Origin of the sequence: Sodalis glossinidius str. 'morsitans', assembly GCF_000010085.1 — a bacterium.
GTDB classification, from domain to species: Bacteria; Pseudomonadota; Gammaproteobacteria; order Enterobacterales; family Enterobacteriaceae; genus Sodalis; species Sodalis glossinidius.
Genome location: NC_007712.1, coordinates 1,840,319 through 1,863,855 on the forward strand (window position 1 = coordinate 1,840,319; position 23,537 = coordinate 1,863,855).

The window sequence follows — 23,537 nt, forward strand, 5'->3', positions numbered from 1 at the left end:
CCATGTCCGCCTATTCTCGCCCGGTGCTGTTATTGCTCGCGGGGCTTTTGTTATTGACGATTTCCATCGCCGTACTGAATACGTTGGTGCCGCTTTGGCTCAGCCATGCTTCGCTGCCCACCTAGCAGGTCGGGCTGGTCAGTTCGTCCTATTTTACCGGTAATTTGGCCGGTACGCTGCTTGCCGGGCTACTGATTAAGTGGCTGGGTTTCACCCGCAGTTATCATGAGGCCTGCGTGCTGTTCGCGCTGGCGACCGCGGGGCTTGGGCTGGCGGACGGGTTTACTAGCTGGTTGGTCCTGCACTTTCTGGCCGGCGTTGCCTGAGCGCTGATTTGGGTCGTGGTGGAAAGCGCGCTGATGCGCAGCAGCACCCTTCATACCCGCGGCCAGCTTCTGGCAGCCTATATGACGGTCTACTATCTGGGCACAGTGGTCGGGCAGTTGCTGTTAAGCGGCGTGGCCACTGCTGTGACGGCGGTATTGCCGTGGGCGGTCAGCCTGGTGGTGAGTGCGATGCTGCCGCTGCTGTTCGCCCCGATGGTGCCCCCCAGCGCTACAGCACCACGGGTGGCGCTGTAGCCGATGCTGCTGCGCCGAAACGCCAGACTGGGCGTTAATGGCTGTATTATGTCGGGTATTGTACTTGGCTCGTTTTACGGTTTGATGCCGTTGTATCTGTCCCATTTGGGCCTGAGCGACGGCAATGTCGGCCAATGGCCGGTCGGACGCCTGGCGGACCGACCGCTATGGCCGTCTGATGGTGCTGCGGGTGCTGGTGTTTATGGTCATCCTCGGCAGTTTGGCGATGTTGAGCCATGCCGCGATGGCGCCGGCGCTGTTTGTGCTCGGCTGTTCCGGTTTCACCCTGTATCCGGTAGCGATGTCCTGGGCCTGCGAGAAGGTTAGCCCGGATGAACTGGTGGCCATGAACCAGTCGCTATTGCTCAGCTATACGCTCGGCAGCCTGTTCGGTCCGACGATGACCGCCATGCTGATGCAGCGTTATTCGGATCATTTGCTGTTTGTGATGATAGCGGCGGTGGCGCTGGTTTATCTGGTGATGCTGCTGCGCAAACCGGATCGGCACCATACCCCGGTGGCGACCGCCTGATTACGGCGCCGACGGGGGTTTACCGTCTGGCGACTTCTGCGGGCCTGTTCTCTCGTTATCCCCGGCAATGGACGCGCCCCCGGCCTGCGCCACCGCCAATTTGATGATGTTCAGCACAGCGGCAGATTACCCAACGACCCCGCGGCGGCAGGGTACTCAACTGTCCTGCGGCGGCCCGGGCTAGAACAGGTAGCCTGTCAGCGCCAGGCGTTTTCCGCCAGCGTCTGCGGCAAGGCGCTCGGTTGCATATGCGCCTGCTCGTCGTCTTCGTGACGGGTAAAGCGCCAGCAGCGGGTATGATAACGCGCAACACTATTGCGGTGGGCGATTCTTACCAGCGTCATCTGCGGCAAAGTGTCAATCAGCAGACGATACATAAGCTGTTCATTTTCATCATCCAGCGCGCTGGTTGCCTCATCGAGAAACAACATTTCCGGTTTAATCAATAGGGCGCGGGCGAACGCCAGACGTTGTTGTTCGCCGGGTGAAAGCCAGTGGCTCCAGTTGGCCTCCTGATTAAGCTGCGGCAATAGATGTTTAAGCTGGCACTGTAGCAACACCTCATGCATTTGCGCGTCGGTAAAATGATCCGGCGCGTCGGGATAGCATAGCGCGCCTTTAAGCGTTCCGATGGGAATATAACTGCGCTGCGGTAAGAACAGCATTTTGCGCTTCTCTTGCAGCAGGATACTGCCGCTGCCATAGGGCCAAATGCCGGCGATGGCGCGTAGTAATGTGGATTTACCACAGCCCGACGGTCCCGCCACCAGTACCCGCTCGCCGGGCGTGATGGATGCGGTTACCGGCGCAAAAAGGGGGCGGCCGTCAGGAACATGCAGCCAGAAAAGCTGGAACCGGCTAAGAGGATTTGACCTGCTGACCCTGGTGATAAACAACGTCCAATTTCAGGATGGAGAACAGATTCACGAAGCATCAGAGCAGAACGTAGCCTGATCGCCATACACCAGATTTGATAATAACTCGGGCGAAATCGACCAAAATGATATTGGTGATAAATTTGAAATACGCTCCGCTCGGGTGCAAATTCAGCCCTAATGCTGCCAGAGCTAAGATAATCGCAACGACAATGGGTTTTTTATTGGGTCTGGATAAAAATAGGCCAAAGTCAAAAATAAAAATTCGTAACTTAAAGTCCAACCGTTATTGACCAGAAAGAGAGTGTGCCGTCAGGAAGGAGAAAAAACGACGCGACCACGCTTGTTGTTCCGCCGGAACTGTTCACGACGCTCGGTTTGATGATAAAAATGGCCAGCGCCACGACCGTCATCAGCCAATAAAGAAGAAGTATACGCGGCTTTGTTGAATAAATATAACTTTTAGGTGATCGTCTGCTCAGATCACTACTGTCATTTCAACATCTACACTCCATGGCAAAGCAAAAGTTTAAAATAACCAACTGGTCCACTTACAACAAAGCTCTCAAGCAGCGCGGGGCTCTGACGATATGGCTGGATGAGTCGGCAATTGTTGCATGGACGGAAAAAACAACGTCTGAACGGCGTGGCCGGCCGCTTCACTACGCAGATATGGCTATCGAGATTATCTGTGCTGACTTATCGCTCAGCGGTACGACGGATGCTCAGGCCCTACCAGTTCTGATAAACCAGACCCACCGGAAAATCAGAGAAGCGTCGGCTGATGGCGCTTACGATACCCGCTACTGTCATGATGCTCTGCTGAGGAAGAAAATAAGGCCTTTTATTTCTCCACGAGGTGGGGCGCAATATTGGCCAGACCGATACCATGAGCGTAACTACGCCGTTGCGAATCAGCGTCTAAGCGGCAGTAACGATGTATGGAAAAAGCAAGTGGGCTATCATCGACGTTCAGTGGCTGAAACAGCTATATTCCGGTTCAAAACGCTTATGGGCGATCATCTAAGTCTGCGTGACTATGATGCGCAGGTAGGTGAGGCAATGGAGATGGTCAAAGCGCTTAACAAAATGACGCTGTTAGGAATGCCGAACAGCATCCGGATCGCATCACAATCGATCTGCTAGGGGGGCGTAGTCACAAGTTCTGATTTATTCAACAAAGCCAGTATACGCGTGCATCGGACAGAAATGAAGCGGCCGAAGGTGACCTCTCTTTGCTCAGTGGTGGTGCACATAATATAAACTGAAATGATAAAAAAAGGTCTACGCCTTAATAACCTATGTGAAACCAGGATAAGGAAGGAATGTCGTATTGGCGCCCTTTGATTACCACATGATGCATGACCACCATCAGCGCGGCAATCGCGCGTAAGTATTGTACGGATTTAATCATCGTTCGTTCTCGTAGAGCAAGTGTAATGGTTGCGAGCCCTGGGTGAGGTGAAATATCGCCTGCCAAGTCTGTAATACGGAATGACAATCCTTATAGTAAAACCATGAAAATATTAGGTATGCAGCAGTTGTCTACGACGGGGTTTTCAAACTTGATGTGGCTTTGTTGAATAATAGGGAATCATGCTGTTTTGCCATACTCGTTTTGGCGGAAAATGCTTGTCACCCTAGGTGTGCCGTTTTCTTACGCGGCCTAACTGCATGATTTTACGTTGCCAGGATCAGCAGTTGCACTGGAGGGGCAGCATAAAATCGGTTTATTCAACAAAGCCACTTAATGTCAGCGGCGCTCGCTATCATAAAGTATGCCCTTCCAGCCTATTTCATCGATGCTTCCTCATACTAACAAAAATATTTTTTTAGGCAATCCGATTCCTCTTGTTTCCTGTTTCACTTCAAGTCACGGGGTGTGAACACATACGTTTGATTTTTTTATGTGCAGCTAATTATAAAAAGTTATTATAATTCATGGGATAAACTCAACCTCATGAGGAAGGTGGGATTTGTCTTAAAATGCGTTGTGCAACTATGCTTTTGTTGCGACTACCACCGCCAGACGGTATAACAATGGATATTTAAGAAAATGATTATACTACCCGCATTGCCGGCTATGATATTTTAGCTGCGTTGTTTATGACAAAAACACCAAGTTGTTGTCGTGCTGGCCGTGTTATTGACTTTTTGGGATTCCGTCGTCGCAGTGCCATTTTGAATTTTGGAGAAGGACAATTAAAACTGTATTATTATAAGTCGGCTCTTGGGAATTTTGGCGATGATTTAAATGGTTGGCTATGGGAGACATTATTGCCGGGTTTTTTTGACGAGGATGATAGCGTCAGATTCTCCGGTATTGGTACCATCATTAACACTGACATGCCCAGCGCAAAAAAATGGATAGTTTTCGGCAGCGGGATTGGTTACGGTTACCCGCCCGCAGGTTTTGGTGACGCTGATTGGAAGATCATCTGCGTTAGGGGGCCTTTGAGCGCCCGTGTGTTGGGGCTTAACGAGAGTCAATTTATTACCGACGGCGCGGCCTTTCTCAATACCCTGGCAGAATTCAAACCTTTAGCGGAGCACGAGCGTGCAGGGACTATTTTTATTCTCCACCACAATGCGTTAAAGCAAGGGGATTGGGAAAAAAGCTGCCAACAGGCCGGTATAACGATGGTCAGTCCGCGTGAGGAAGCGCGCGCGGTGATTCAGAAAATCCGCCATGCCAAGCTGGTCTTGGCGGATGCCATGCACGCGGCGATAATCGCCGACGCTATGCGAGTTCCCTGGGTGCCCATGGTGACGTCCTCGCAAATCAATACCTTCAATGGCTTGACTGTACGCAAACCATTCGTTCTCCCTACATTCCCACCGTGATAGGTGCGGATTTTCTGAGCGATATTTTGAAAGCCAATGCCGTGCACTGCCCGGCGGTCCCGCAATTCAGCCGGGGACCGATGTGGAAAAAGCCGTTGTGATGTTTAAAAAGCAGCAGAAACTTTCCTCCACCAGTGAAGGTAACCGGCATCTTAGAAAACTGATGAATCTGCGCTATAAAGTGCCTAACAAGTTAATCCGGCTGCGTGAGGATCGTCACACACGAGCCTGGAACGAGCAAAGCGTGGCCAACGTGGCGCAACGTATGCAGTTAGCGCAAAAATCCGGTGGATTTTTCAGTGACGAGGCTGTTTTTCAGCATAATCTTTCGCGACTGCTGGAAGGACTTGACCGCGTGAAAACATTATACCCAAACAGTGATTTATCCGCGATGGCCGCCGTCCGGCGGAGTAGACGGTCAGCGGCATTGCCGCTTGGACGTGCATTGCTGACAGCCATTTCATCGCCTACGATTATGTTCATAACTGTTTAGTTCCCGGTCGGTTGCGGCCCGGAGAGGTCCGCGCGCTTTTGCCCGATCCGAATCCCCCATTGCGCTTTACTCACGTTAAGGTTGGTTAAATGAAAAATCTGAAGGCCGTTATCCCTGTTGCTGGGCTGGGTATGCACCTGTTACCCGCGACCAAGGCAATCCCCAAAGAGATGTTGCCGATTGTCGATAAGCCGATGATCCAATACATTGTGGACGAATGCGCCGCCGCCGGCGTAACGGAAATCATTTTAGTCACCCACGCCTCCAAAAATTCGGTGGAAAACCACTTCGACACTACCTTTGAGCTGGAAGCTTTGCTTGAATCACGCAAAAAAAATGCGTTGCTTGAAGATGTGCAGAAAATCTGTCCTCAGGGCATGACGATCATGAATGTTCGTCAGGGAGAACCTTTAGGATTGGGGCATGCGGTATTGTCCGCCAAGCCTATTATCGGTGATTCGCCGTTTATCGTGGTACTGCCCGATGTTTTGCTCGACGAAAGTACGTTTGACAGCCGGACGGAGAATTTGGCCGCGATGGTCAATCGTTATCGGGAAACCGGGCATAGTCAGGTTCTGGTACAGTCTTTACCTCGCGCTGAACTGCCCAATTATTCGGTAATTAGCTGTGAAGATGACGTAAGCCGGCCCGGCGATGCCGCCCTGGTGCAATCTTTCATCGAGAAACCGCAGGATATTTCACAAATCGATTCTAATCTGGCGGCCGTAGGACGTTACGTATTGTCGGCAGAGGTGTGGCCATTGCTGGAAAAAACAGAACCTGGCGCCTGGGGACGTATTCAGCTCACGGATGCAATTGCATCACTGGTTAATCAACAGCCGGTAGACGCTGTGTATTTAACCGGTAAAAATTTTAACTGTGGCCTCAAGTTGGGCTATATGCAGGCCTTTGTGAGCTATGGCTTGCGCAGTAAAAAAATGGGCGTCGATTTCCGTAACGGTATTGAACGTCTTTTGGCCAAGTAAGACGAAGCGATGTATTTCATTTTATAAGGAGTGACAATGGCTGTATTGGTCACCGGCGGGGCAGGCTATATCGGCTCGCATACGGTTTTGGCATTGTTGGCGCGCGATGAAGAGGTCGTGGTGCTGGATAATCTCGCCAACGCTTCTGACGTTTCTCTCGACAGGTGTCTGATTTAGCCGATAAAGACTTGATTTTCTATCAGGGCGATGTTCAGGACCCGCAGGTGTTGCAGCAAATTTTCGACGAGCATGACATCAGCGCCGTTATCCATTTTGCCGGTCTTAAAGCGGTAGGCTAATCTACCCGGTTGCCGCTGCAATATTATCAAAATAATGTTAATGGGACCTTGGTGTTGCTCGACGAAATGCGCCGCGCAGGGGTGCATCATTTCATCTTTAGCTCTTCGGCGACTGTCTATGGCCAACATGCGCCGGTACCTCCAGCCCTTATGGCACCTCCAAAATAATGGAATGGTTGAACAAATTCTGGCCGATTTCGCTAAAGCGGAGCCGCAATTTTCAATTATCGCGCTGTGCTATTTCAATCCTGTGGGGGCACATGAATCCGGGCTTATCGGCGAGGATCCTAATGGGATACCCAATAACCTTCTGCCTTTTATTGCCCAGGTCGCGGTCGGACGTCAGCCGTCATTGAAAATTTTCGGCGACGACTATCCTACCGAGGATGGGACCTGCGTACGAGATTATATCCACGTAATGGATTTGGCGGAGGGCCATCTGAAAGCGATGGATAAGCTTGCCGCTAACGTTGGTTATAAGGCCTATAATCTGGGCGCGGGCGTGGGCTATTCTGTTTTGCAAATGGTTAAGGCGTTTAAAGCGTCGGGCAAAACTATACCTTATGAAGTAGCTCCGCGGCGTGACGGGGATTTGGCGGCATTCTGGGCCGATGCGACGCTGGCGCAGCGTGAACTTGGCTGGACCGCTGAGCGCGATCTCGACTGTATGATGCGCGATACGTGGAAATGGCAAAGTCAGAATCCCAATGGCTATCGCCAGCCCTGGGGTACTTTGCAAACCCATCCTGACCGGATGGGTTTTTTTCTGGTGCCGGCAGAGGTATCGGCAATACGCTCTAACCACCAAGTTTTCACCGATGGCAGGCAAGCCATCCATACGCTCCAGGCAGACAACGTCACCCGTGAGCAAAAATTTCTTCACAATTATTTAATAATCGCCGTTTGCTAACGCAGAATCTCCTCCTATATTCTATTAAAGAAACGCATTAGACGGTGTAAGTGGCATTTATTTTATTGTGGCAATGAACGGGATATTGAGGTGATAGCATTTTGTTTTTTACTCGTGCAGAGAGTAAGGAAGCCGCTATCACCGTTGTTAAGTATTTCGCTGAGCGTGTTTGATGACAAATGTGTTGTCGCGCCTGACGGACTACGTCTATAAATATATTTGGACCGGGATGATATGAACAAAGAAAGTCCTTCGCGAACGATTGTAATAACCACCGCGCTGTTCGCTGCATTATGCGGACTCTACCTGCTGGCCTGGGGTATTTGGCTGGCCTCTCTGGGCGGCTCGCTCTATTACATCATAACCGGCGTATTGATGTTGGCCGTCGCCTGGCTGCTGGTTCGTCGTTCGGGTGCGGCGTTATGGCTATATGCGCTGGTGCTCATCGGTTCGATGATTTGGGCCGTCTGGGAAGTCGGATTTGACTTCTGGGCGCTCACTCCACGTTGTGATGTCCTGGTTTTCCTTGGCATCTGGTTATTACTGCCGTTTGTTTATCGGGGGATCATCCGCCGGCTGCCGCAGGCGCGCGCTGCGCTGGCTGTAAGTCTGCTGCTATCCGGTGTCGTGCTGTTGGTGAAGATAGCGCAAGATCCGCAGGACATCAGCGGTAACCTTAACACCGCCATTGCCGATGCGTCGGCGGACGCCTCTTCGATACCCGCCGGGGATTGGCCAGCCTATGGCCGCACACAGGTAGGTGAACAGCTACTGCAGCAGATTAACGATAAAAATGTTGGCCAACTGAAAGAAGCCTGGCGTTTTCGCACGGGGGATATGAAGGGCCCTAATGATCCCACCGAAATTACCGATGAAGTGACGCCGATTAAAATACGCGACACTCTTTATCTCTGTTCACCGCATCAGATTTTGTTTGCCCTTGATGCGGCGACCGGTAAAGAGAAGTGGCGATTTGATCCGCAACTTAAACCGGACCCGACTTTTCAGCATGTAACGTGTCGCGGGGGTGGTAACGGATAACTATTTCAATCATGAACCTTCAGGGGTGATACGCGGCTTTGATGTGGTCACCGGCGCGCTATTGTGGGCGTTCGATCCCGGTAATGCCGAGCCGAACGCCATCCCGGCCGACGGAAGAATTATGTTTCCAATTCCCCCAATTCCTGGGCGCCTGCTGCCTATGACCCTCAGTTGGATATCATCTATCTGCCGATAGGCGTCGCCACGCCCGATATCTGGGGCGGCAATCGTACGCCTGAGATGGGCTTTGTTGAATAAATATAACTTTTAGGTGATTGTCTGCTCAGATCACTACCGTCATTTCAACATCTGCACTCCATGGCAAAGCAAAAGTTTAAAATAACCAACTGGTCCACTTACAACAAAGCTCTCAAGCAGCGCGGGGCTCTGACGATATGGCTGGATGAGTCGGCAATTGTTGCATGGGCGGAAAAAACAACGCCTGAACGGCGTGGCCGGCCACTTCACTACACAGATATGGCTATCACCACTGTTCTGATGATGAAACGCGTGTTTGGCCTTTCGTTAAGGGCTTTACAGGGCTTCGTTGACGCCATTTTTAAACTGATGGTGCTGCTGCTAAGATGCCCAGACTACTCGCTGATCAGCAAGCGAGCAAAGACAGTTAAGATCAGCATAAAAACGCCGACCCGTGGTGAAATCTCACCTTTAGTCATTGACGGAACCGGCCTGAAGGTCTTTGGCGAAGGCGAATGGAAAGTCCGACAGCATGGTGCCGACAGACGGAGGGTGTGGCGTAAGCTGCATATGGCCGCAGACAGTGTAACGCATGAGATTATCTGTGCTGACTTATCGCTCAGCGGTACGACGGATACTCAGGCCCTACCAGCTCTGATAAACCAGACCCTGCGGAAAATCAGGGAAGCGTTGGCTGATGGCGCTTACGATACCCGCTACTGTCATGATGCTCTGCTGAGGAAGAAAACCGGTACACCGATAGTGCCGGCGCCGACGCAGCCTTTCTTCGATTTGACCTTCCGGCCGAGAAAGGATTTGACCGGTGCCGATATGTGGGGTGCGACCATGTTCGATCAGCTGGTGTGCCAGGTAATGTTCCACAAGCTGCGCTATGAGGGCATCTTTACGCCGCCTTCGGAACAAGGAACGTTGGTTTTCCCGGTTAACCTCGGCATGTTTGAGTGGGGCGGCGGGGTGGCGGTGGATCCGCAGCGCCAGGTGATGATCGCCAATCCCATGGAGTTGCCTTTTGTGTCGCGGTTAAAGCGTCATTTTGTTAAGCGCTTTGACCATCGCCATTTACCTCGCAGCGCCAACAACCCGATAGAGCCTGAAAAGGGCAAGAGCAGCAGCTCCGGCTCCGAAGCGGGTCTGCAACCCCAATACGGGGTTCCCTATGGCGTGACACTGGAAGCCTTCTTGTCGCCCTTTGGCTTACCCTGCAAGCAGCCCGCTTGGGGATATATCGCCGGCGTGGACCTGAAAACCCACACTATTGCCTGGAAGCATCACATTGGAACCGTACGCGACAGTTCACCGCTGCCGCTGCCCTTCAAAATGGGCATGCCGATGCTGGGCGGACCGATTGCGACCGCCGGTAACGTGATGTTTATCACCGGGACGGCCGATAATTATATTCGTGCGTTTGACGTTACCAGCGGTAAACCGCTATGGCAGGGCCGTTTGCCTGCCGGCGGCCAGTCCACGCCAATGACCTATGAGGTTAACGGCAAGCAATATGTCGTAACCGCTGCGGGCGGGACACGGTTCGTTCGGCACCAAGTTGGGAGATTACATCATTGCCTACGCGCTGCCCGATGAGCATGCATCGTCAGCGAAATAAATTGATAGCGGGCGGATGAGAAATCACTGGCAGCATCAGTCAGTGAACACATGAGGGCCGATAGCGATATCGGCCCTTTTTTTGTCACTGAACGAGGAAAGCGCCCAGACCACGAGGCAGCCATAAAGACCCTCTCGCCGGGCATCCGGTGCTGGTCTGGCACGCCGGCCCCGGTATCACATAAGGAAACGGCGGGCAAAATGGGTTGCCGGAAGCGCTCGCGCTACGGCGGTCGTTTAACCGGGCCAAGTACCGCGAGTCCCACAGCGTGTGGGGACAGGTTGCAAAAATCGCTGCAGCGAACAGGATGCGATCTGCGGGCGCCCTACGTTCTTTTCCCTATGGTTTATAGTTAATTCTAATGAGGAATTAGCGGCATATGCCGGGTAGACGGCGTTTCGAACACGGTGAGGGGGCCACGGACCGCCTTTTACTGCAACGCGCCGCGCAAGACAGGGTAGGTCAGCGCAGCGCGCAAGGAGAATTTTACGCGTATGGACATGCCGTACGGCTTGGCCGTAATGGTACGGGCAATTGATCGTGACGATGTGCAAGTGTATGCTAAGGATAATTTTTTTTACCGTAACTCTTTTGGCTTGCCTCAAAGATGAAAGGAGATGCTCTGTTAATGCTTGCACTCCATCCCAAACGAGATGTCTGTAGCGGGAGCGCACTTTTCATCCTATGGCGAAAAGGACATGTATGTTGCTTCCCGTAATTATGGCCGGTGGAACCGGCAGCCGTCTGTGGCCGATGTCGCGTGAGCTCTATCCCAAGCAGTTTCTTACCCTGCACGGCGATCATTCGATGCTGCAGGAAACGGTGCTGCGTCTTGAGGGGCTCGATACCCGTCAGCCGCTGGTTATCTGTAATGAGGAACACCGGTTTTTGGTGGCGGAACAGCTGTGCCAAATCGACAGATTGTCGCAAAATATCATCCTGGAACCCGTAGGCCGCAATACCGCTCCGGCCATTGCGCTGGCTGCCTTGAGCGCGATCGTGGACGGCGATGATCCGCTGCTGCTGGTATTGGCCGCCGACCATGTTATTGAGGATGAGAAAGCGTTTCATCGCGCTATTATGCAGGCGCTACCTTATGCCCGCAGCGGCAATTTAGTGACGTTCGGCATCGTGCCTAGCGCGCTAGAGACGGGTTACGGTTATATCCAGCGTGGCGCGGCCCAGAAGGATGCGGCGGTTTTTCAGGTTTATCGCTTCGTGGAGAAACCGGATCGGGCTACGGCTGAGGGGTATATCGCCAGCGGCGAGTATTACTGGAACAGCGGTATGTTTTTGTTCCGCGCCAAGAAATACCTCAGCGAGCTCGGTAAATTTCGCCCGGATATCCTGGCTGCCTGCGAAAAGGCCATTGAATCGCCTCAGGCGGACAGTAACCAGGAATTTATCCGTGTCGATAAAGATGAATTTATCACCTGTCCCGATGACTCGGTGGATTATGCGGTGATGGAAAAAACCGCCGACGCTATGGTGGTACCGCTAGATGCGGGCTGGAGCGATGTGGGTTCCTGGTCGGCGCTATGGGAAGTCAATCACAAGGACGACAGGCAGAATGCTCTGACGGGCGATGTTTTTCTCCATAACACCGCCAACTGTTATATCAATACCGATGAAAAAATGGTGGCGGCTATTGGCGTAACTAACCTGGTGATAGTGAACACCAAGGACGCGGTGCTCGTTGTCGATAAAGATAAGGTGCAGGACGTCAAGAAAGTGGTGGAATACCTGAAGAACAACGCCCGCAGCGAATATCGCCGCCATCGTGAATCCTACCGACCCTGGGGGCGCAACGACACGGTGGTCAATGAAGCCCGCTATAACGTCAATCGCATCACCGTCAAACCGGGTGGGATGTTCTCGCTCCAGATGCACCACCACCGCATTGAGCACTGGGTTGTCCTGTCTGGCACGGCGCGGGTGACGGTAGAGGACAAGTCTTTTTTGCTGACCGAGAACCAGTCCACTTTTATACCGGTCGGATCGGTGCACAGTTTGGAAAATCCGGGAAAAATCCCTCTGGAGTTGTTGGAGATACAATCGGGATCCTATCTTGGAGAGGACGATATCATCCGTTTACAAGATCCTTACGGCCGCTGTTGATAACCGGCGGTACGGCATCCGGCTGATTTCAGGATTAATCTGCTGTCTGGCCGGGCCGCGCTGCTATACCCTTGCGCCTGCGTTGCAGTAAGGTTGATGGCGATGAAATGGTGTTCAGAAGAGCAATGCCATTTTTCCTTTATGCATGACGATGCGGTTTTCTTACCGTTGACCTCCACGGGAGTAGGCTGGCGCCGTCCCGTCACCTGGAACAGGGCGGGCAGGGCGATAAGCGCTGGGACGGGAGATGACGGCCGCGAAGGTGCCGTCTCGCAGACAGCGCGAAATCCCATCTGGTTCCACTATCGCGGTAGATGATAGAATTACATTAACGGTGCTGCTGTCGTAAACATTTTGAGGAAAACATGGCTGTTTTATCCTGTTTTAAGGCCTATGACATACGGGGAAAATTGGGCGTTGAGCTCAATGAAGATATTGCTTACCGCATCGGTCGCGCCTACGGCGAGCTACTCAAGCCGCGCAGTATGGTGGTCGGCGGCGATGTGCGTCTAACCAGCGAGGGGTTAAAACAGGCCCTGGCGCGCGGGCTGAACGACGCCGGCGCTGACGTGCTGGATATTGGCATGAGCGGCACGGAAGAAATTTATTTCTCCACCTCGCATCTGGGCGTGGACGGGGGTATTGAAGTGACGGCCAGCCATAATCCGATGGATTATAACGGTATGAAGCTGGTGCGCGAGCAGTCCCGACCCATCAGCGGCGATACCGGCCTGCGCGACATCCAGCGTCTGGCCGAGGAGAACGCTTTCGGACCGGTGGCGCGCGTGCGGGGCACATTGCGCCGCGTCGACGTATTGTCGGCTTATGTCGATCATCTGCTGGGATTCATTGACCTTGCCCGATTTCGTCGGCCGATGACGCTGGTCATCAACTCGGGCAATGGCGCTGCCGGGCATGTGGTGGACGCAATCGAAGCGCGTTTTCAAGCCGCTGGTGCGCCGGTGACCTTCGTCAAGGTGCATCATCAGCCGGACGGCAATTTTCCCAACGGTATTCCTAATCCGCTGCTGCCGGAATGTCGCCAGGATACCACCCTCGCCGTGCAGACCGCCGGCGCCGATATAGGTATTGCTTTCGACGGCGATTTTGATCGTTGCTTTTTATTCGATGAGGAAGGTGGCTTTGTTGAAGGCTACTACATCGTTGGCCTATTGGCTGAAGCCTTTTTGCAAAAGCATCCCGACAGCAAAATTATTCACGATCCCCGTTTGACCTGGAACACCGAGGACATTGTTAGTCGTTCTGGTGGTACGCCGGTAATGTCAAAGACCGGTCATGCGTTTATCAAAGAGCGGATGCGCGCGGAAAACGCCATTTACGGCGGAGAAATGAGCGCCCATCACTATTTCCGTGATTTTTTTTATTGCGACAGCGGGATGATTCCGTGGCTGCTGGTGGCCGAGCTGATGGCGGTGCGAGGGCAGTCCCTGAGCCAACTGGTGGGCGAGCGGATGCGTGCCTATCCGGCGTCGGGGGAAATTAATCGCACATTACGCGATGCCGGGGCTGCGCTGGCACGTATCAAAGCGCATTATGCGGCGGCTGCCGTCGAGATAGATACGACGGATGGCCTGAGTCTGTCGTTTGCCGATTGGCGTTTTAATGTTCGCAGTTCTAATACCGAACCGGTCGTCCGCTTGAATGTGGAATCCAGAGGAAATGCCGGTCTCATGGAAGAAAAAACGCGCGAAATTCTTGCCTTGATGGATAGTAATTAATGCTTAACAGTTTGTTAGACTGCGTGCTCCGCTATCGCGGTTTTATCGCCGACAGTATCAAACGGGACTTTCAGTCCCGTTATCAGAGCAGTTTCCTTGGTGCCCTATGGCTGATATTGCAGCCAGTGGCCATTATCGTGGTGTATACTGTCATTTTTGCGGAGTTGATGCGCACACGATTGGCGGATATGCATGGTCCTTTTGCCTACAGCATTTTTCTGTGCTCCGGTATTCTCACCTGGGGACTGTTTACTGAAACACTGAACAATTTGGTGCGGGTGTTTATCACCCATGCCAATATTTTAAAAAAACTCAGTTTCCCGCGTATTTGTCTGCCTATCATTATTGTATGTTCGGCGATGATCAATTTTTGTATCATCTTCAGCCTGTTTATGATCTTTCTGATCGTGTCCGGCAACTTTCCCGGTTGGATAATTCTGGAGATGATCCCGGTATTGATAATCCAGATGACATTCACTATCGGTCTGGGCATTATACTTGGGGTTATGAATGTATTCGTTCGTGATATCGAGCAATTCGTCAGCATTTTGCTTCAATTCTGGTTTTGGTTTACGCCGATCGTTTATGTCAGTAAGACGCTACCGGAATCGGTGCGCGGTTTGTTAAAGCTCAACCCGATGACCAGTATTATCACTAGCTATCAAAACATCTTTCTATACCATAGCAGCCCCGATTGGTGGGTGCTGCTGCCGGTTGCTGTAATATCGCTGCTGTTGATTGTGATGGGCTGGCGCATGTTCAAAAAACATTCAGCAGATATTGTGGACGAACTGTAATGAATAGCATATCCGTAACGAATGTCGCCAAAGCCTATAAGCACTACCCGACGAAATGGCTGCGTATTCTTGAGAAAATACAATGGAGTTCTACGCCGCGCCATCAAAAGAAGTGGGTATTGCACGATATCAATTTCGCGGTAGAAGCGGGGGAGTCGATAGGTATTGTGGGCGTTAACGGAGCCGGCAAAAGTACGCTGCTGAAATTATTGACAGGGACTACGCAGCCGACAGAGGGAAAAATCGACGTTCAAGGCCGCGTCGCGGCGCTCTTGGAGTTGGGCATGGGGTTTCATCCCGATTTCTCCGGCCGGCAAAATGTTTTCATGTCGGGGCTAATGCAGGGGCTCACGCGGGACGCTCTGACGGCGCTGATGCCGGAAATAGAAAAATTCGCCGATATTGGTGAGTATATCGATCGTCCAGTACGCATCTATTCCAGTGGCATGCAGATGCGTTTGGCGTTCGCTGTCGCCACCGCCACTCGACCGGATGTGTTAATCGTCGATGAGGCTCTCTCAGTAGGTGATTCACGTTTTCAGGCAAAATGCTATGCGCGTATCGCCGAATTTAAACGTCAGGGTACGACTTTGCTTTTGGTTTCCCATAGCGCAGGGGATATCGTTAAACATTGCGAGCGGACCATCTTCCTTAAGGATGGTCATATTGAAATGGATGGCTCTGCACGCGATGTTACCAACCGCTACCTGGATGAGCTTTTTGGCAAGCCAGGCTCAAACAAGCCCGATTGTCCGTCCCAGGCCAAGCTGCAGGCGACTGGTTTGGCCGGGCAGTTTCATGCCGGTAGCGAAGATATTTTTCATACCCGGCCTGGTTATCGGCCGGAAGAATATCGTTGGGGGAAAGGTGGCGCGAAAATTCTGGATTACCTCATTCTTGCCGATGGTGTGGAGTATCCCGCCAACATTGTCAGCAATCAATCGGTAGATTTCATCGTTAAAGTGCAGTTCGACTATGATTACGATAATGTCGTGCCTGGATTATTGCTGAAAACCCTGGACGGTCTCTTTTTATATGGGACCAACTCGTTCCTTGCCTCGAAAGGGAAAGAGTATATTTCTGTGAGTAAGGGCGAGATCAGGGTGTTTAAGTTTTCTTTCCTGGTTAATTTGAATCAGGCCGATTATTTACTTTCATTCGGTATTTCCGCGGGAAATCCGCAGCTAGATATGACGCCTTTAGATCGCCGTTATGATGCGATCATTCTCCATGTCAGTCAGGGTATGGAGTTTTCCGGTATTGTTGATCTGAATTCCACATTCTCATTATATGAAAAAGCTTAAGGGAATCGGGCTATGAGTCATACATTACAGCAATTTGTTTCCGATCTGCCTGAAATTTATCAGATGGTTTATGCTCACCCCGAATGGAACGAGGCGGCTTCACGCGATTGTTTACCCCGTCTGCAAATTATCACAGCCGTCTATGACAGGTTATACTTGGCGCTGGACCGCCCTTTGCGGGTGTTGGATCTGGGCTGCGCGCAGGGGTTCTACAGCCTGAGCTTGGCAGAAAAAGGGGCAAGCGTAAAGGGTGTAGATTTCCTGCCGCAAAACGTTGCCCTATGTGGGGCGCTGGCCAATGAACATCCGGCATTTGATGTTACCTTTGTTGAGGGACGGATTGAGGAAGTCATTGATCAACTGGAGGATGACCAGTTTGATTTAGTCATCGGGCTGAGCGTATTCCATCACCTCGTGCATGCGCACGGCATCGCTAAAGTTCAACAATGGTTGACCCGGCTATTGGATCGCGTGGAAATCGCCTTATTGGAGCTGGCGCTAAAAGAAGAGCCGCTCTATTGGGGCCCCTCGCAACCGGACAGTCTGCTTACGCTGTTCGAGCATAACGCGTTTTATCAACAATTAGCGGAATATCCGACTCATCTTTCCGCTATCAAACGCCCTTTGTATATGCTTAGCAACCGTCGGGTTCTGCTGGGGGAATTTTGCCGGCCTTTCACGCGTTGGAGCAAACGGCCTCACAGCCAGTCCGACAACGCTCATCACGATAGCCGCCGGTATTACTTCGGCGATGACTTCTTTTGTAAAGTCTATCATGCCCATGTGCAGAACAGCGCGCTGAGCGATGAGGAGAGGGAGCGCAATCGGCAAGAGCTGCATCAAGAGATTGATTTTCTATCACGGGCGCCTGCTGAGTTCCCCGTGGCGCGGTTATTAGCAAGCGGGGAAAATGAGTGGCAGGGTTGGAATATTCTATCGCACCTGCCGGGCGAGTTACTCGACGGTAAGCTCCTGGCGCTGACGCCGGCCGAGCGGGAAAACCTGCTACATCAAATTTTGCAACAGCTCGCCGGTCTTGAGCGCGCCGGACTCTATCATGACGATGTCCGCACCTGGAATATTTTGGTGGACGCGCATCTACAAGTCCATATCATCGATTACGGCTCGATTAGTGATAAAAAAACCGACTGCGCCTGGCCTGAGAATTTACTTCTGGCGTTTTTCATTACGCTCAACGAAATTGTTTCGCCGTCGACATTCCATCTTGCCCATAACCGTCCTTTGTTGCTCAGCCCGCTAAATCTACCAGCACCCTATTCACAATGGCTGTATGCGTTTTGTCAACACAAGCCGCAGGAATGGTCATTCGCGTTACTTCTGACGCTTTTTGAACGTAAAGCGACATTGCCAGCGCCGCTGGATACATGTAATGCGACGGAAGTCTGGATTGCCGCCTGCGAAAAATGGCTACTGCAGCGTGAGCGTTACGACAACCATTTGCACTGTGGGCATCAGCAAGCGCAAGATCGGCTTGCCAGCGCAATGCGCGAGGAAATGGAGACCCGGTTCAGCCGTTTGTACGAGGATATTGCGGCAAGTGTTGAACAATGGCAGGAACTGGCCGCAACCGTGCAAGCGCGGCATCAACAGTCGCATAAAAGCGAGCCAGAGACAAATGCCTCGCAGGATGAATGTGAAGCCGAAGCGCTCGACGACAGCGCACTAGCTGAGCTAAGTCGGGAAGCGCTAATCAGCCATTATCAAACTGCCGCGCGTCAAGCGGTCGAACTGCGCCGTGAGAACCGTCAACTCCAGGAGCACAACAGAGCGTTGCTGGAAAGTTGCTCCTGGCGCCTTATCTCCCCATATCGCTATATGGGTTTACAGGTGCAGCTGTTATGCCAGCACGGTGTGAAAGGTCGTGCTAAGCACGTTGTCCGACGTTGCGGCCGCGGTGCGTTATCGTTTCTGCAGCGTCATCCGGCGTTAAAATCCCGCACCGTCGCATTGCTACATAAAAGTGGTCAGTATGAACGGGCCAAGCGGATTTATCGCCGTGTCGCGCCTGCGCCGCAACGAGATATCACCCTTAATCAGCAAGCGTTCCAAGCCTGGAGCTTGCAAGATCCACAACACCGACTGCCGCCCGCGGTCAATACCATCTTTGAAAAATTACGCATTAAATAATGAGAGGTTTTGATGCATATTCTTATTGATGTGCAAGGATGCCAGTCAGGTAGCCGATTTCGCGGTATTGGCCGCAGTGCGCTAGCCATGAGCCGAGCTATCATTAAAAATAAGGGCGATCACCGCGTGAGCATCTTGCTTAACGGTATGTATCCTCTGGAGCGGATTGATGAAGCAAGGCAAGCGTTCATCGATCTTTTGCCGTCCGAAGAGATGTTCGTTTTTTCCGGGGTTGGACCAATAGCGTATATCGATAAAAATAATCATGTGCGTAATGCGCTTGCCGCAGAGATTAGGGATATAGCGATCGCTAATATTTGCCCCGATATCGTCTTCGTAACGGGTTTTTTTGAAGGTTATTGGGATGAATATATCACCACGGTGCCGGAGAAGCCTGTGGCGTGGAAGACAGTATGCGTTTGTCATGATCTGATCCCATTATTGGATAAGCCGTTTTATTTTGTTGATAAACTTTTCGGCGCCTGGTATATGGATAAACTGGCAAATTATCAGTGTGCTGACGCTATTTTGGCGATTTCCGAGTCGTCGCGAAAAGAAATGCTGGACCATACTGCCTATCCTGCCGAGAAGCTATTTCATATCTCATCTGGCGTGAGCGATCAATTTCAGGTAAGGCAGTATAGTGATGAACAAAAGGCGCGTTTGCGCCAGACCTATCATTTGCCTGAAGCATTTGTCATGTCGCTTGCCATTGATGAGCCGCGCAAAAACATTGCCGCATTGATCAATGCCTACGGCGGTTTGGACGTTAGCTTGCGCCACCAGTATCCGCTGGTATTAGCCTATAAACTGAATGAATATGACCTGCTTAAGTTCAAGCATCTTGCCGCCGATAATGGGATCTCTTCCGAGCAATTGATTTTCACTGGTTACCTACCCGATGACGATCTGATTGCGCTTTACAATCTCTGTACCGTCTTTGTTTTCCCCTCGCTACATGAGGGATTCGGCCTGCCGCCTCTTGAGGCAATGAAATGTGGCGCCGCTACTCTGGGTTCAAATACCACGAGCGTGCCAGAGGTGATCGGCTGGGATGAGGCCACCTTCGATCCCCGTAATATAGATGCGATTCGCGCTAAGCTACAACGGGCGTTGACCGACGGGGATTTTCATCGGCAGCTTAAAGAGCATGCATTGACGCAGGCGGCGAGATTCTCGTGGGATAATACCGCCAGGCTGGCGCTCGCCTGCATTGATAGGTTGGGTACGCATGATGCGGCGCCTGCTATGCCGGCTGGACTTGGTCTTGAGGCATTTACAGCACGTGTTATCGATGACATCAATCGTTACCCCGAGATCAGCGAGTACGATAGGCTCGATTACGCCTGGGCAGTGGCGCAAAACAGTTTTAGCGGGCGGCGCAGAAAGCTGCTGGTAGATATTTCGGAGCTGGCGCAGCGCGATGATAAATCGGGCATTCAGCGAGTCTCGCGCAGTATTTTATATGAGCTGCTAAATGGCTATATCGCCGGCTATGACGTGCGTGCGGTTTATTATGTCAACGGCGAATGTTATCGCTATGCCAATCAGTTTGTACGGCAAAACTACAGCATCGATTTCGGCGAGGATGAGCCGGTGTTGTTCAGCCATGATGACATTATGTTGGTAACCGATCTGACGATTTCGTTTTTTCCGCAGGTGTTGCCCAGTATCGACAAAGCGCGCCGGGCCGGCAGCCATGTATATTATGTTGTGCATGATATTTTGCCGACCAAAAATCCGGAATGGAGCAGCGAAGGAATGCAGCAATTATTCCCCGACTGGCTACAATGGGTGGCGACCTACGGTACGGGGATTATCTGCGTTTCGGCAAGCGTGGCGGACGATGTCCGCGCGTGGGTCAACGCCCATAATCATCTGAATCTCAATAAGTACTTGTCGATCGATCATTTTCATCTCGGCGCTAATCTCGAGTCAAGCCGACCCACGCGTGGTATTCCTGGCAGCGGCAAAGCCCTGTTGCAGACGCTCAATGAACACCATAGCTTCTTGATGGTGGGCACCCTTGAACCCCGTAAAAGCCACGCGCAGGTTTTGGCCGCGTTTGAGCTGTTGTGGGCCGAAGGTTTTGACTATCGCCTGGTGATTGTGGGTAAACATGGATGGAACGTTGATGCACTAGTGGAGAGAATTAAGCATCATCCGGAGCTTAATCGGCGTCTGCACTGGCTTCAGGGCGTTAGCGATGAGTACTTGGAGAAATTATATCACGCTGCTGACGCGCTCATTTTTTCCTCAAAAGGTGAGGGATTTGGTTTGCCTTTGATCGAGGCGGCGCAGAAAGGACTGCCGCTGATTTTGCGCGATATTCCCGTGTTTCGCGAAATCGCGGGCGAGCACGCCCTGTATTTCTCCGGCGAGAACGGGGAGCCGCTTCGCGACACCATTGTGGCGTGGCTGGCGTTAAACGCGCAGCAAGCTGCACCAGACTCAACTGGCATTCGCTGGCTGACATGGAAACAGAGCGCCGAGCTATTACTCAGCAAACTCCCGCTGGCGCAGGACACAACAATTTCGCTGTAGCCTGGTCAGGATGAGGCGGCATTTAGGAAGTCGTTTCATTCCGTCAGGTTGATATTGCCCGGCCAGGGCATCTGGCTTATACCCCGGTCGTTATGAGAATGGGAATTTCCCTGAATGAAGATAGTGTTTGCCACCGATGCGATCAAATATCCCTTAACCGGGATCGGCCGTTATGCGCTTGAGTTAATTAATCAACTGCAACAGGCGCCGGAGATCACCCAATTGCGCTATTTTCGCGGGTTACACATCGGCGATAGGCTGCCGGAGTATCATGTTCAACCGTCCGCGAGTGGCGCGCTGCCGGGCTGGCTTAAACGCCGTGCACTGCTGATTGAGGCCTTTCGCGCCATCTATCCCCGACTGCAAAAGCGGGCGCTGCGCCCGTATAAGGATTTTTTGTATCACAGTCCCAACTATTATCTGCCGGCCGGGTTGCCCCGGGCGATAACGACGTTTCACGATATCTCGGTTTTCACTACTCCCGAATTCCATCCCTCGGGGCGCGTGCGTTATCTGGCGCAGGAGATGGAAGCCAGTTTGACGCGTGCCAGCCGCATAATTACCGTTTCCGAATTCTCTAAACGAGAGCTTGTAAGGTATTTTAACTACCCCGCCGCCAAGATTGATGTGACGTGTCTTGCCTGCAGCGAGGTGTTTTACCCGCGGGCTGCTGCGTCGGCAGTCGCGCCGTTGATGCAGCGGTTGGAACTGAGCGCAGAAGGGTACTCGCTGTTTACCGGCACCATTGAGCCACGCAAGAATTTAACGGTGTTGCTTGACGCCTATGAACAACTCCCGCAAGCGTTGCGGCAGCGTTATCCGCTGGTGCTAAGCGGTTATAAAGGCTGGGGAAGCGGTGCCGAGCATCAGCGTTTTGAGCGCGGTAGTCGTGAAGGTTGGGTTAAATATCTGGGTTATGTCGCGCAAGAGGAACTGCCGATTTTATTTGCCGCTGCCCGCTTATTTGTGTTTCCCTCATTGTATGAGGGATTCGGCTTGCCGGTATTGGAGGCCATGGCGTCAGGCGTGCCGGTGGTGTGCTCGAACGCGGCCTCGCTACCGGAGGTGGCGGGGGATGCGGCGTTCATCTGCGAACCGCAGGATGTCGACGCCTTAAGCGCGGGGATCGCGCGCGGGCTGCAAGACGAGGCGTGGCGTACACAGGCCAGGGTCGCCGGTCTGGCAAACGCGCAAAAGTTTTCCTGGCAGCGCTGCGCACAGGATACGATTAAAGCTTATTTTAAGGTTTGATGTGGTCTATGCTGAAAGTTTTACATTTTTATAAAACCTACTATCCCGATTCTTACGGCGGCATTGAGCAGGTTATTTTTCAGCTGTGTGAAGGCGCTCCCACATACGGTATCGATGCCACCGTGTTGGCGCTAAGCCCGCGCGGTCACGGCGCGCTGATGCAGCTGGGGCAGCATCATACCGCTTATAGCGCCGTCAATTTTGAATTCGCCTCAACGCCGTTTTCCTTTGGCGCCATTGCGCGCTTTCGCCAGTTGGCGGCGCAAGCCGATGTGGTCCATTTCCATTTTCCCTATCCTTTCATGGATATGGTGCATTTTTTGGCGGCCAATACCAAACCGACAGTGGTTTCCTACCATTCGGATATTGTGAAGCAGAAATTTATTCTCAGAATGTACACGCCTTTGATGCGCCATTTTTTCGGCGATGTCGATCGTATCGTCGCCTCCTCACCGAATTATGTCGCCACCAGCCCGGTATTACAGCGCTATCAATCCAAGGTGTCAGTGATCCCCTTTGGTCTCGACCGTGCATCTTATCCGCCGCAGGACAAGGCGCGCGAGGCCCAGTGGCGCAGCCGGTTCGACGAGCGTTTTTTTCTGTTCATCGGCGCATTTCGCTATTACAAAGGATTGGACACACTGGTCGAAGCGGCGCGCGGCGCGCCTTATCCTATCGTTTTGATCGGCGTGGGGCCCATGGAGGCGGAGCTGAAAAAACGTTGTGCCGAATTGGGGCTGAAGAACATGCATTTTCTCGGCGCTTTGCCGGATGTGGACAAAGCCGCGCTGCTGGAGAGTTGCTATGGTGTGGTCTTTCCGTCCCATTTACGCTCGGAAGCGTTTGGCATTACGCTGCTGGAGGGGGCAATGTACGGCAAGCCGTTGATCAGCTGCGAAATCGGTACCGGCACGACCTATGTTAACGTTCACCGGCAAACCGGACTGGTGGTGCCGCCCGCGTCGCCGGCGGAGCTGGCGGATGCCATGCGCCAGCTTTGGCAGGATTCCGCCCTGGCCCGGAGCTATGGCGAGCAGGCACGCGAGCGTTTCAACGCCTTATTTACCTCAACGCGGATGGTCAGTAGCTATGCTGATATTTATCGCGAACTGGCGGGACACGATTAAGGAGTGCGTTCCTATCGCACCAATCACTACCCGCAAGACACTTGCTTAGATTAACATATAATATACATATAGACCTGTTCGCTGGACGGCGGCGGCAGGGGTCATCCTTAACTACAGGAGTTGCTT

14 protein-coding genes and 5 pseudogenes are annotated in these 23,537 nt (G+C 52.3%); 17 read left to right on the forward strand and 2 right to left on the reverse strand.

All coding sequences use genetic code 11. The annotated features are described in order from the left end of the window. Nucleotides 1-2: 2 nt before the first annotated feature. Nucleotides 3-1,113, forward strand: a pseudogene (locus SGP1_RS27085) (MFS transporter). A 197-nt stretch (nucleotides 1,114-1,310) separates the two neighbouring features. On the opposite strand, the pseudogene SGP1_RS09540 reads toward SGP1_RS27085, so the two are convergent. Beyond that, nucleotides 1,311-1,952, reverse strand: a pseudogene (locus SGP1_RS09540) (ATP-binding cassette domain-containing protein); the annotation flags it as partial. A 549-nt stretch (nucleotides 1,953-2,501) separates the two neighbouring features. Between SGP1_RS09540 and SGP1_RS09550 the strand changes: the two are divergent. From SGP1_RS09550 to SGP1_RS09585, 9 genes and pseudogenes are all read left to right on the forward strand, one after another. Continuing rightward, complete coding sequence (locus SGP1_RS09550; protein WP_083764717.1) at nucleotides 2,502-3,134, forward strand: transposase; 633 nt, start codon at nucleotides 2,502-2,504, stop codon at nucleotides 3,132-3,134. A gap of 960 nt (nucleotides 3,135-4,094) precedes the next feature. Then, nucleotides 4,095-4,832 (forward strand): polysaccharide pyruvyl transferase family protein, encoded by a 738-nt coding sequence (locus SGP1_RS09555; RefSeq protein WP_243466210.1) that lies wholly within the window; start codon nucleotides 4,095-4,097, stop codon nucleotides 4,830-4,832. 82 nt (nucleotides 4,833-4,914) lie between these two features. Next, complete coding sequence (locus tag SGP1_RS09560) at nucleotides 4,915-5,325, forward strand: hypothetical protein (protein ID WP_041866824.1); 411 nt, start codon at nucleotides 4,915-4,917, stop codon at nucleotides 5,323-5,325. Nucleotides 5,326-5,414: 89 nt separating this feature from the next. Continuing rightward, a complete protein-coding gene (locus tag SGP1_RS09565; protein ID WP_011410747.1) occupies nucleotides 5,415-6,311 on the forward strand; it encodes a sugar phosphate nucleotidyltransferase in 897 nt (298 codons plus the stop codon). Between the two features lie 36 nt (nucleotides 6,312-6,347). Further along, nucleotides 6,348-7,328, forward strand: a pseudogene (galE, locus tag SGP1_RS33140) (UDP-glucose 4-epimerase GalE); the annotation flags it as partial. Between the two features lie 426 nt (nucleotides 7,329-7,754). Further along, a pseudogene (locus SGP1_RS09575) lies at nucleotides 7,755-8,795 on the forward strand (membrane-bound PQQ-dependent dehydrogenase, glucose/quinate/shikimate family); the annotation flags it as partial. An 84-nt stretch (nucleotides 8,796-8,879) separates the two neighbouring features. Continuing rightward, nucleotides 8,880-9,527 (forward strand): annotated as a pseudogene (locus SGP1_RS29555) (IS5 family transposase); the annotation flags it as partial. 618 nt (nucleotides 9,528-10,145) lie between these two features. Further along, nucleotides 10,146-10,361, forward strand: coding sequence for a hypothetical protein (locus tag SGP1_RS33145; protein ID WP_243466273.1), 216 nt, complete (start codon nucleotides 10,146-10,148; stop codon nucleotides 10,359-10,361). Nucleotides 10,362-11,085: 724 nt separating this feature from the next. Beyond that, nucleotides 11,086-12,501, forward strand: coding sequence for a mannose-1-phosphate guanylyltransferase/mannose-6-phosphate isomerase (locus tag SGP1_RS09585; protein WP_011410748.1), 1,416 nt, complete (start codon nucleotides 11,086-11,088; stop codon nucleotides 12,499-12,501). Here SGP1_RS09585 and SGP1_RS29560 read toward each other — a convergent pair. After that, nucleotides 12,486-12,794, reverse strand: a complete 309-nt coding sequence (locus SGP1_RS29560) for a hypothetical protein (RefSeq protein WP_148203452.1) — start codon at nucleotides 12,792-12,794, stop codon at nucleotides 12,486-12,488. The two genes, SGP1_RS09585 and SGP1_RS29560, sit on opposite strands and share 16 nt — an antisense overlap. Before the next feature lie 72 nt (nucleotides 12,795-12,866). On the opposite strand from SGP1_RS29560, the gene cpsG reads away from it, so the two are divergent. The 7 genes from cpsG (at nucleotide 12,867) to SGP1_RS09620 (ending at nucleotide 23,411) form a co-directional block, all read left to right on the forward strand. Then, nucleotides 12,867-14,240: a phosphomannomutase CpsG gene (gene cpsG / locus SGP1_RS09590; protein ID WP_011410749.1), complete on the forward strand. Its 1,374-nt coding sequence runs from the start codon at nucleotides 12,867-12,869 to the stop codon at nucleotides 14,238-14,240. Next, nucleotides 14,240-15,037 (forward strand): ABC transporter permease, encoded by a 798-nt coding sequence (locus SGP1_RS09595; RefSeq protein ID WP_011410750.1) that lies wholly within the window; start codon nucleotides 14,240-14,242, stop codon nucleotides 15,035-15,037. Before cpsG ends, SGP1_RS09595 begins: the two co-directional genes overlap by 1 nt. Further along, nucleotides 15,037-16,341, forward strand: coding sequence for an ABC transporter ATP-binding protein (locus SGP1_RS09600; protein ID WP_011410751.1), 1,305 nt, complete (start codon nucleotides 15,037-15,039; stop codon nucleotides 16,339-16,341). The genes SGP1_RS09595 and SGP1_RS09600 overlap by 1 nt, the downstream gene beginning before the upstream one ends. Nucleotides 16,342-16,353: 12 nt before the next feature. Next, nucleotides 16,354-18,489: a class I SAM-dependent methyltransferase gene (locus SGP1_RS09605; RefSeq protein ID WP_011410752.1), complete on the forward strand. Its 2,136-nt coding sequence runs from the start codon at nucleotides 16,354-16,356 to the stop codon at nucleotides 18,487-18,489. Between the two features lie 12 nt (nucleotides 18,490-18,501). Then, entirely contained in the window at nucleotides 18,502-21,033 is a 2,532-nt protein-coding gene (locus SGP1_RS09610) for a glycosyltransferase family 4 protein (RefSeq protein ID WP_011410753.1), read from the forward strand. A 114-nt stretch (nucleotides 21,034-21,147) separates the two neighbouring features. After that, nucleotides 21,148-22,284, forward strand: coding sequence for a glycosyltransferase family 4 protein (locus tag SGP1_RS09615; protein ID WP_011410754.1), 1,137 nt, complete (start codon nucleotides 21,148-21,150; stop codon nucleotides 22,282-22,284). Between the two features lie 8 nt (nucleotides 22,285-22,292). Beyond that, nucleotides 22,293-23,411, forward strand: a complete 1,119-nt coding sequence (locus SGP1_RS09620; protein ID WP_011410755.1) for a glycosyltransferase family 4 protein — start codon at nucleotides 22,293-22,295, stop codon at nucleotides 23,409-23,411. The last annotated feature ends 126 nt before the right edge of the window (nucleotides 23,412-23,537 follow it).

Bases quoted from the DNA above. Each gene is read 5' to 3' on its own strand.
- SGP1_RS09550 (WP_083764717.1), top strand. From the start codon at position 2,502: ATGGCAAAGCAAAAGTTTAAAATAACCAACTGGTCCACTTACAACAAA.
- SGP1_RS09555 (WP_243466210.1), top strand. From the start codon at position 4,095: ATGACAAAAACACCAAGTTGTTGTCGTGCTGGCCGTGTTATTGACTTT.
- SGP1_RS09565 (WP_011410747.1), top strand. From the start codon at position 5,415: ATGAAAAATCTGAAGGCCGTTATCCCTGTTGCTGGGCTGGGTATGCAC.
- SGP1_RS33145 (WP_243466273.1), top strand. From the start codon at position 10,146: ATGTTTATCACCGGGACGGCCGATAATTATATTCGTGCGTTTGACGTT.
- SGP1_RS09585 (WP_011410748.1), top strand. From the start codon at position 11,086: ATGTTGCTTCCCGTAATTATGGCCGGTGGAACCGGCAGCCGTCTGTGG.
- SGP1_RS29560 (WP_148203452.1), bottom strand. From the start codon at position 12,794: ATGGGATTTCGCGCTGTCTGCGAGACGGCACCTTCGCGGCCGTCATCT.
- cpsG (WP_011410749.1), top strand. From the start codon at position 12,867: ATGGCTGTTTTATCCTGTTTTAAGGCCTATGACATACGGGGAAAATTG.
- SGP1_RS09595 (WP_011410750.1), top strand. From the start codon at position 14,240: ATGCTTAACAGTTTGTTAGACTGCGTGCTCCGCTATCGCGGTTTTATC.
- SGP1_RS09600 (WP_011410751.1), top strand. From the start codon at position 15,037: ATGAATAGCATATCCGTAACGAATGTCGCCAAAGCCTATAAGCACTAC.
- SGP1_RS09605 (WP_011410752.1), top strand. From the start codon at position 16,354: ATGAGTCATACATTACAGCAATTTGTTTCCGATCTGCCTGAAATTTAT.
- SGP1_RS09610 (WP_011410753.1), top strand. From the start codon at position 18,502: ATGCATATTCTTATTGATGTGCAAGGATGCCAGTCAGGTAGCCGATTT.
- SGP1_RS09615 (WP_011410754.1), top strand. From the start codon at position 21,148: ATGAAGATAGTGTTTGCCACCGATGCGATCAAATATCCCTTAACCGGG.
- SGP1_RS09620 (WP_011410755.1), top strand. From the start codon at position 22,293: ATGCTGAAAGTTTTACATTTTTATAAAACCTACTATCCCGATTCTTAC.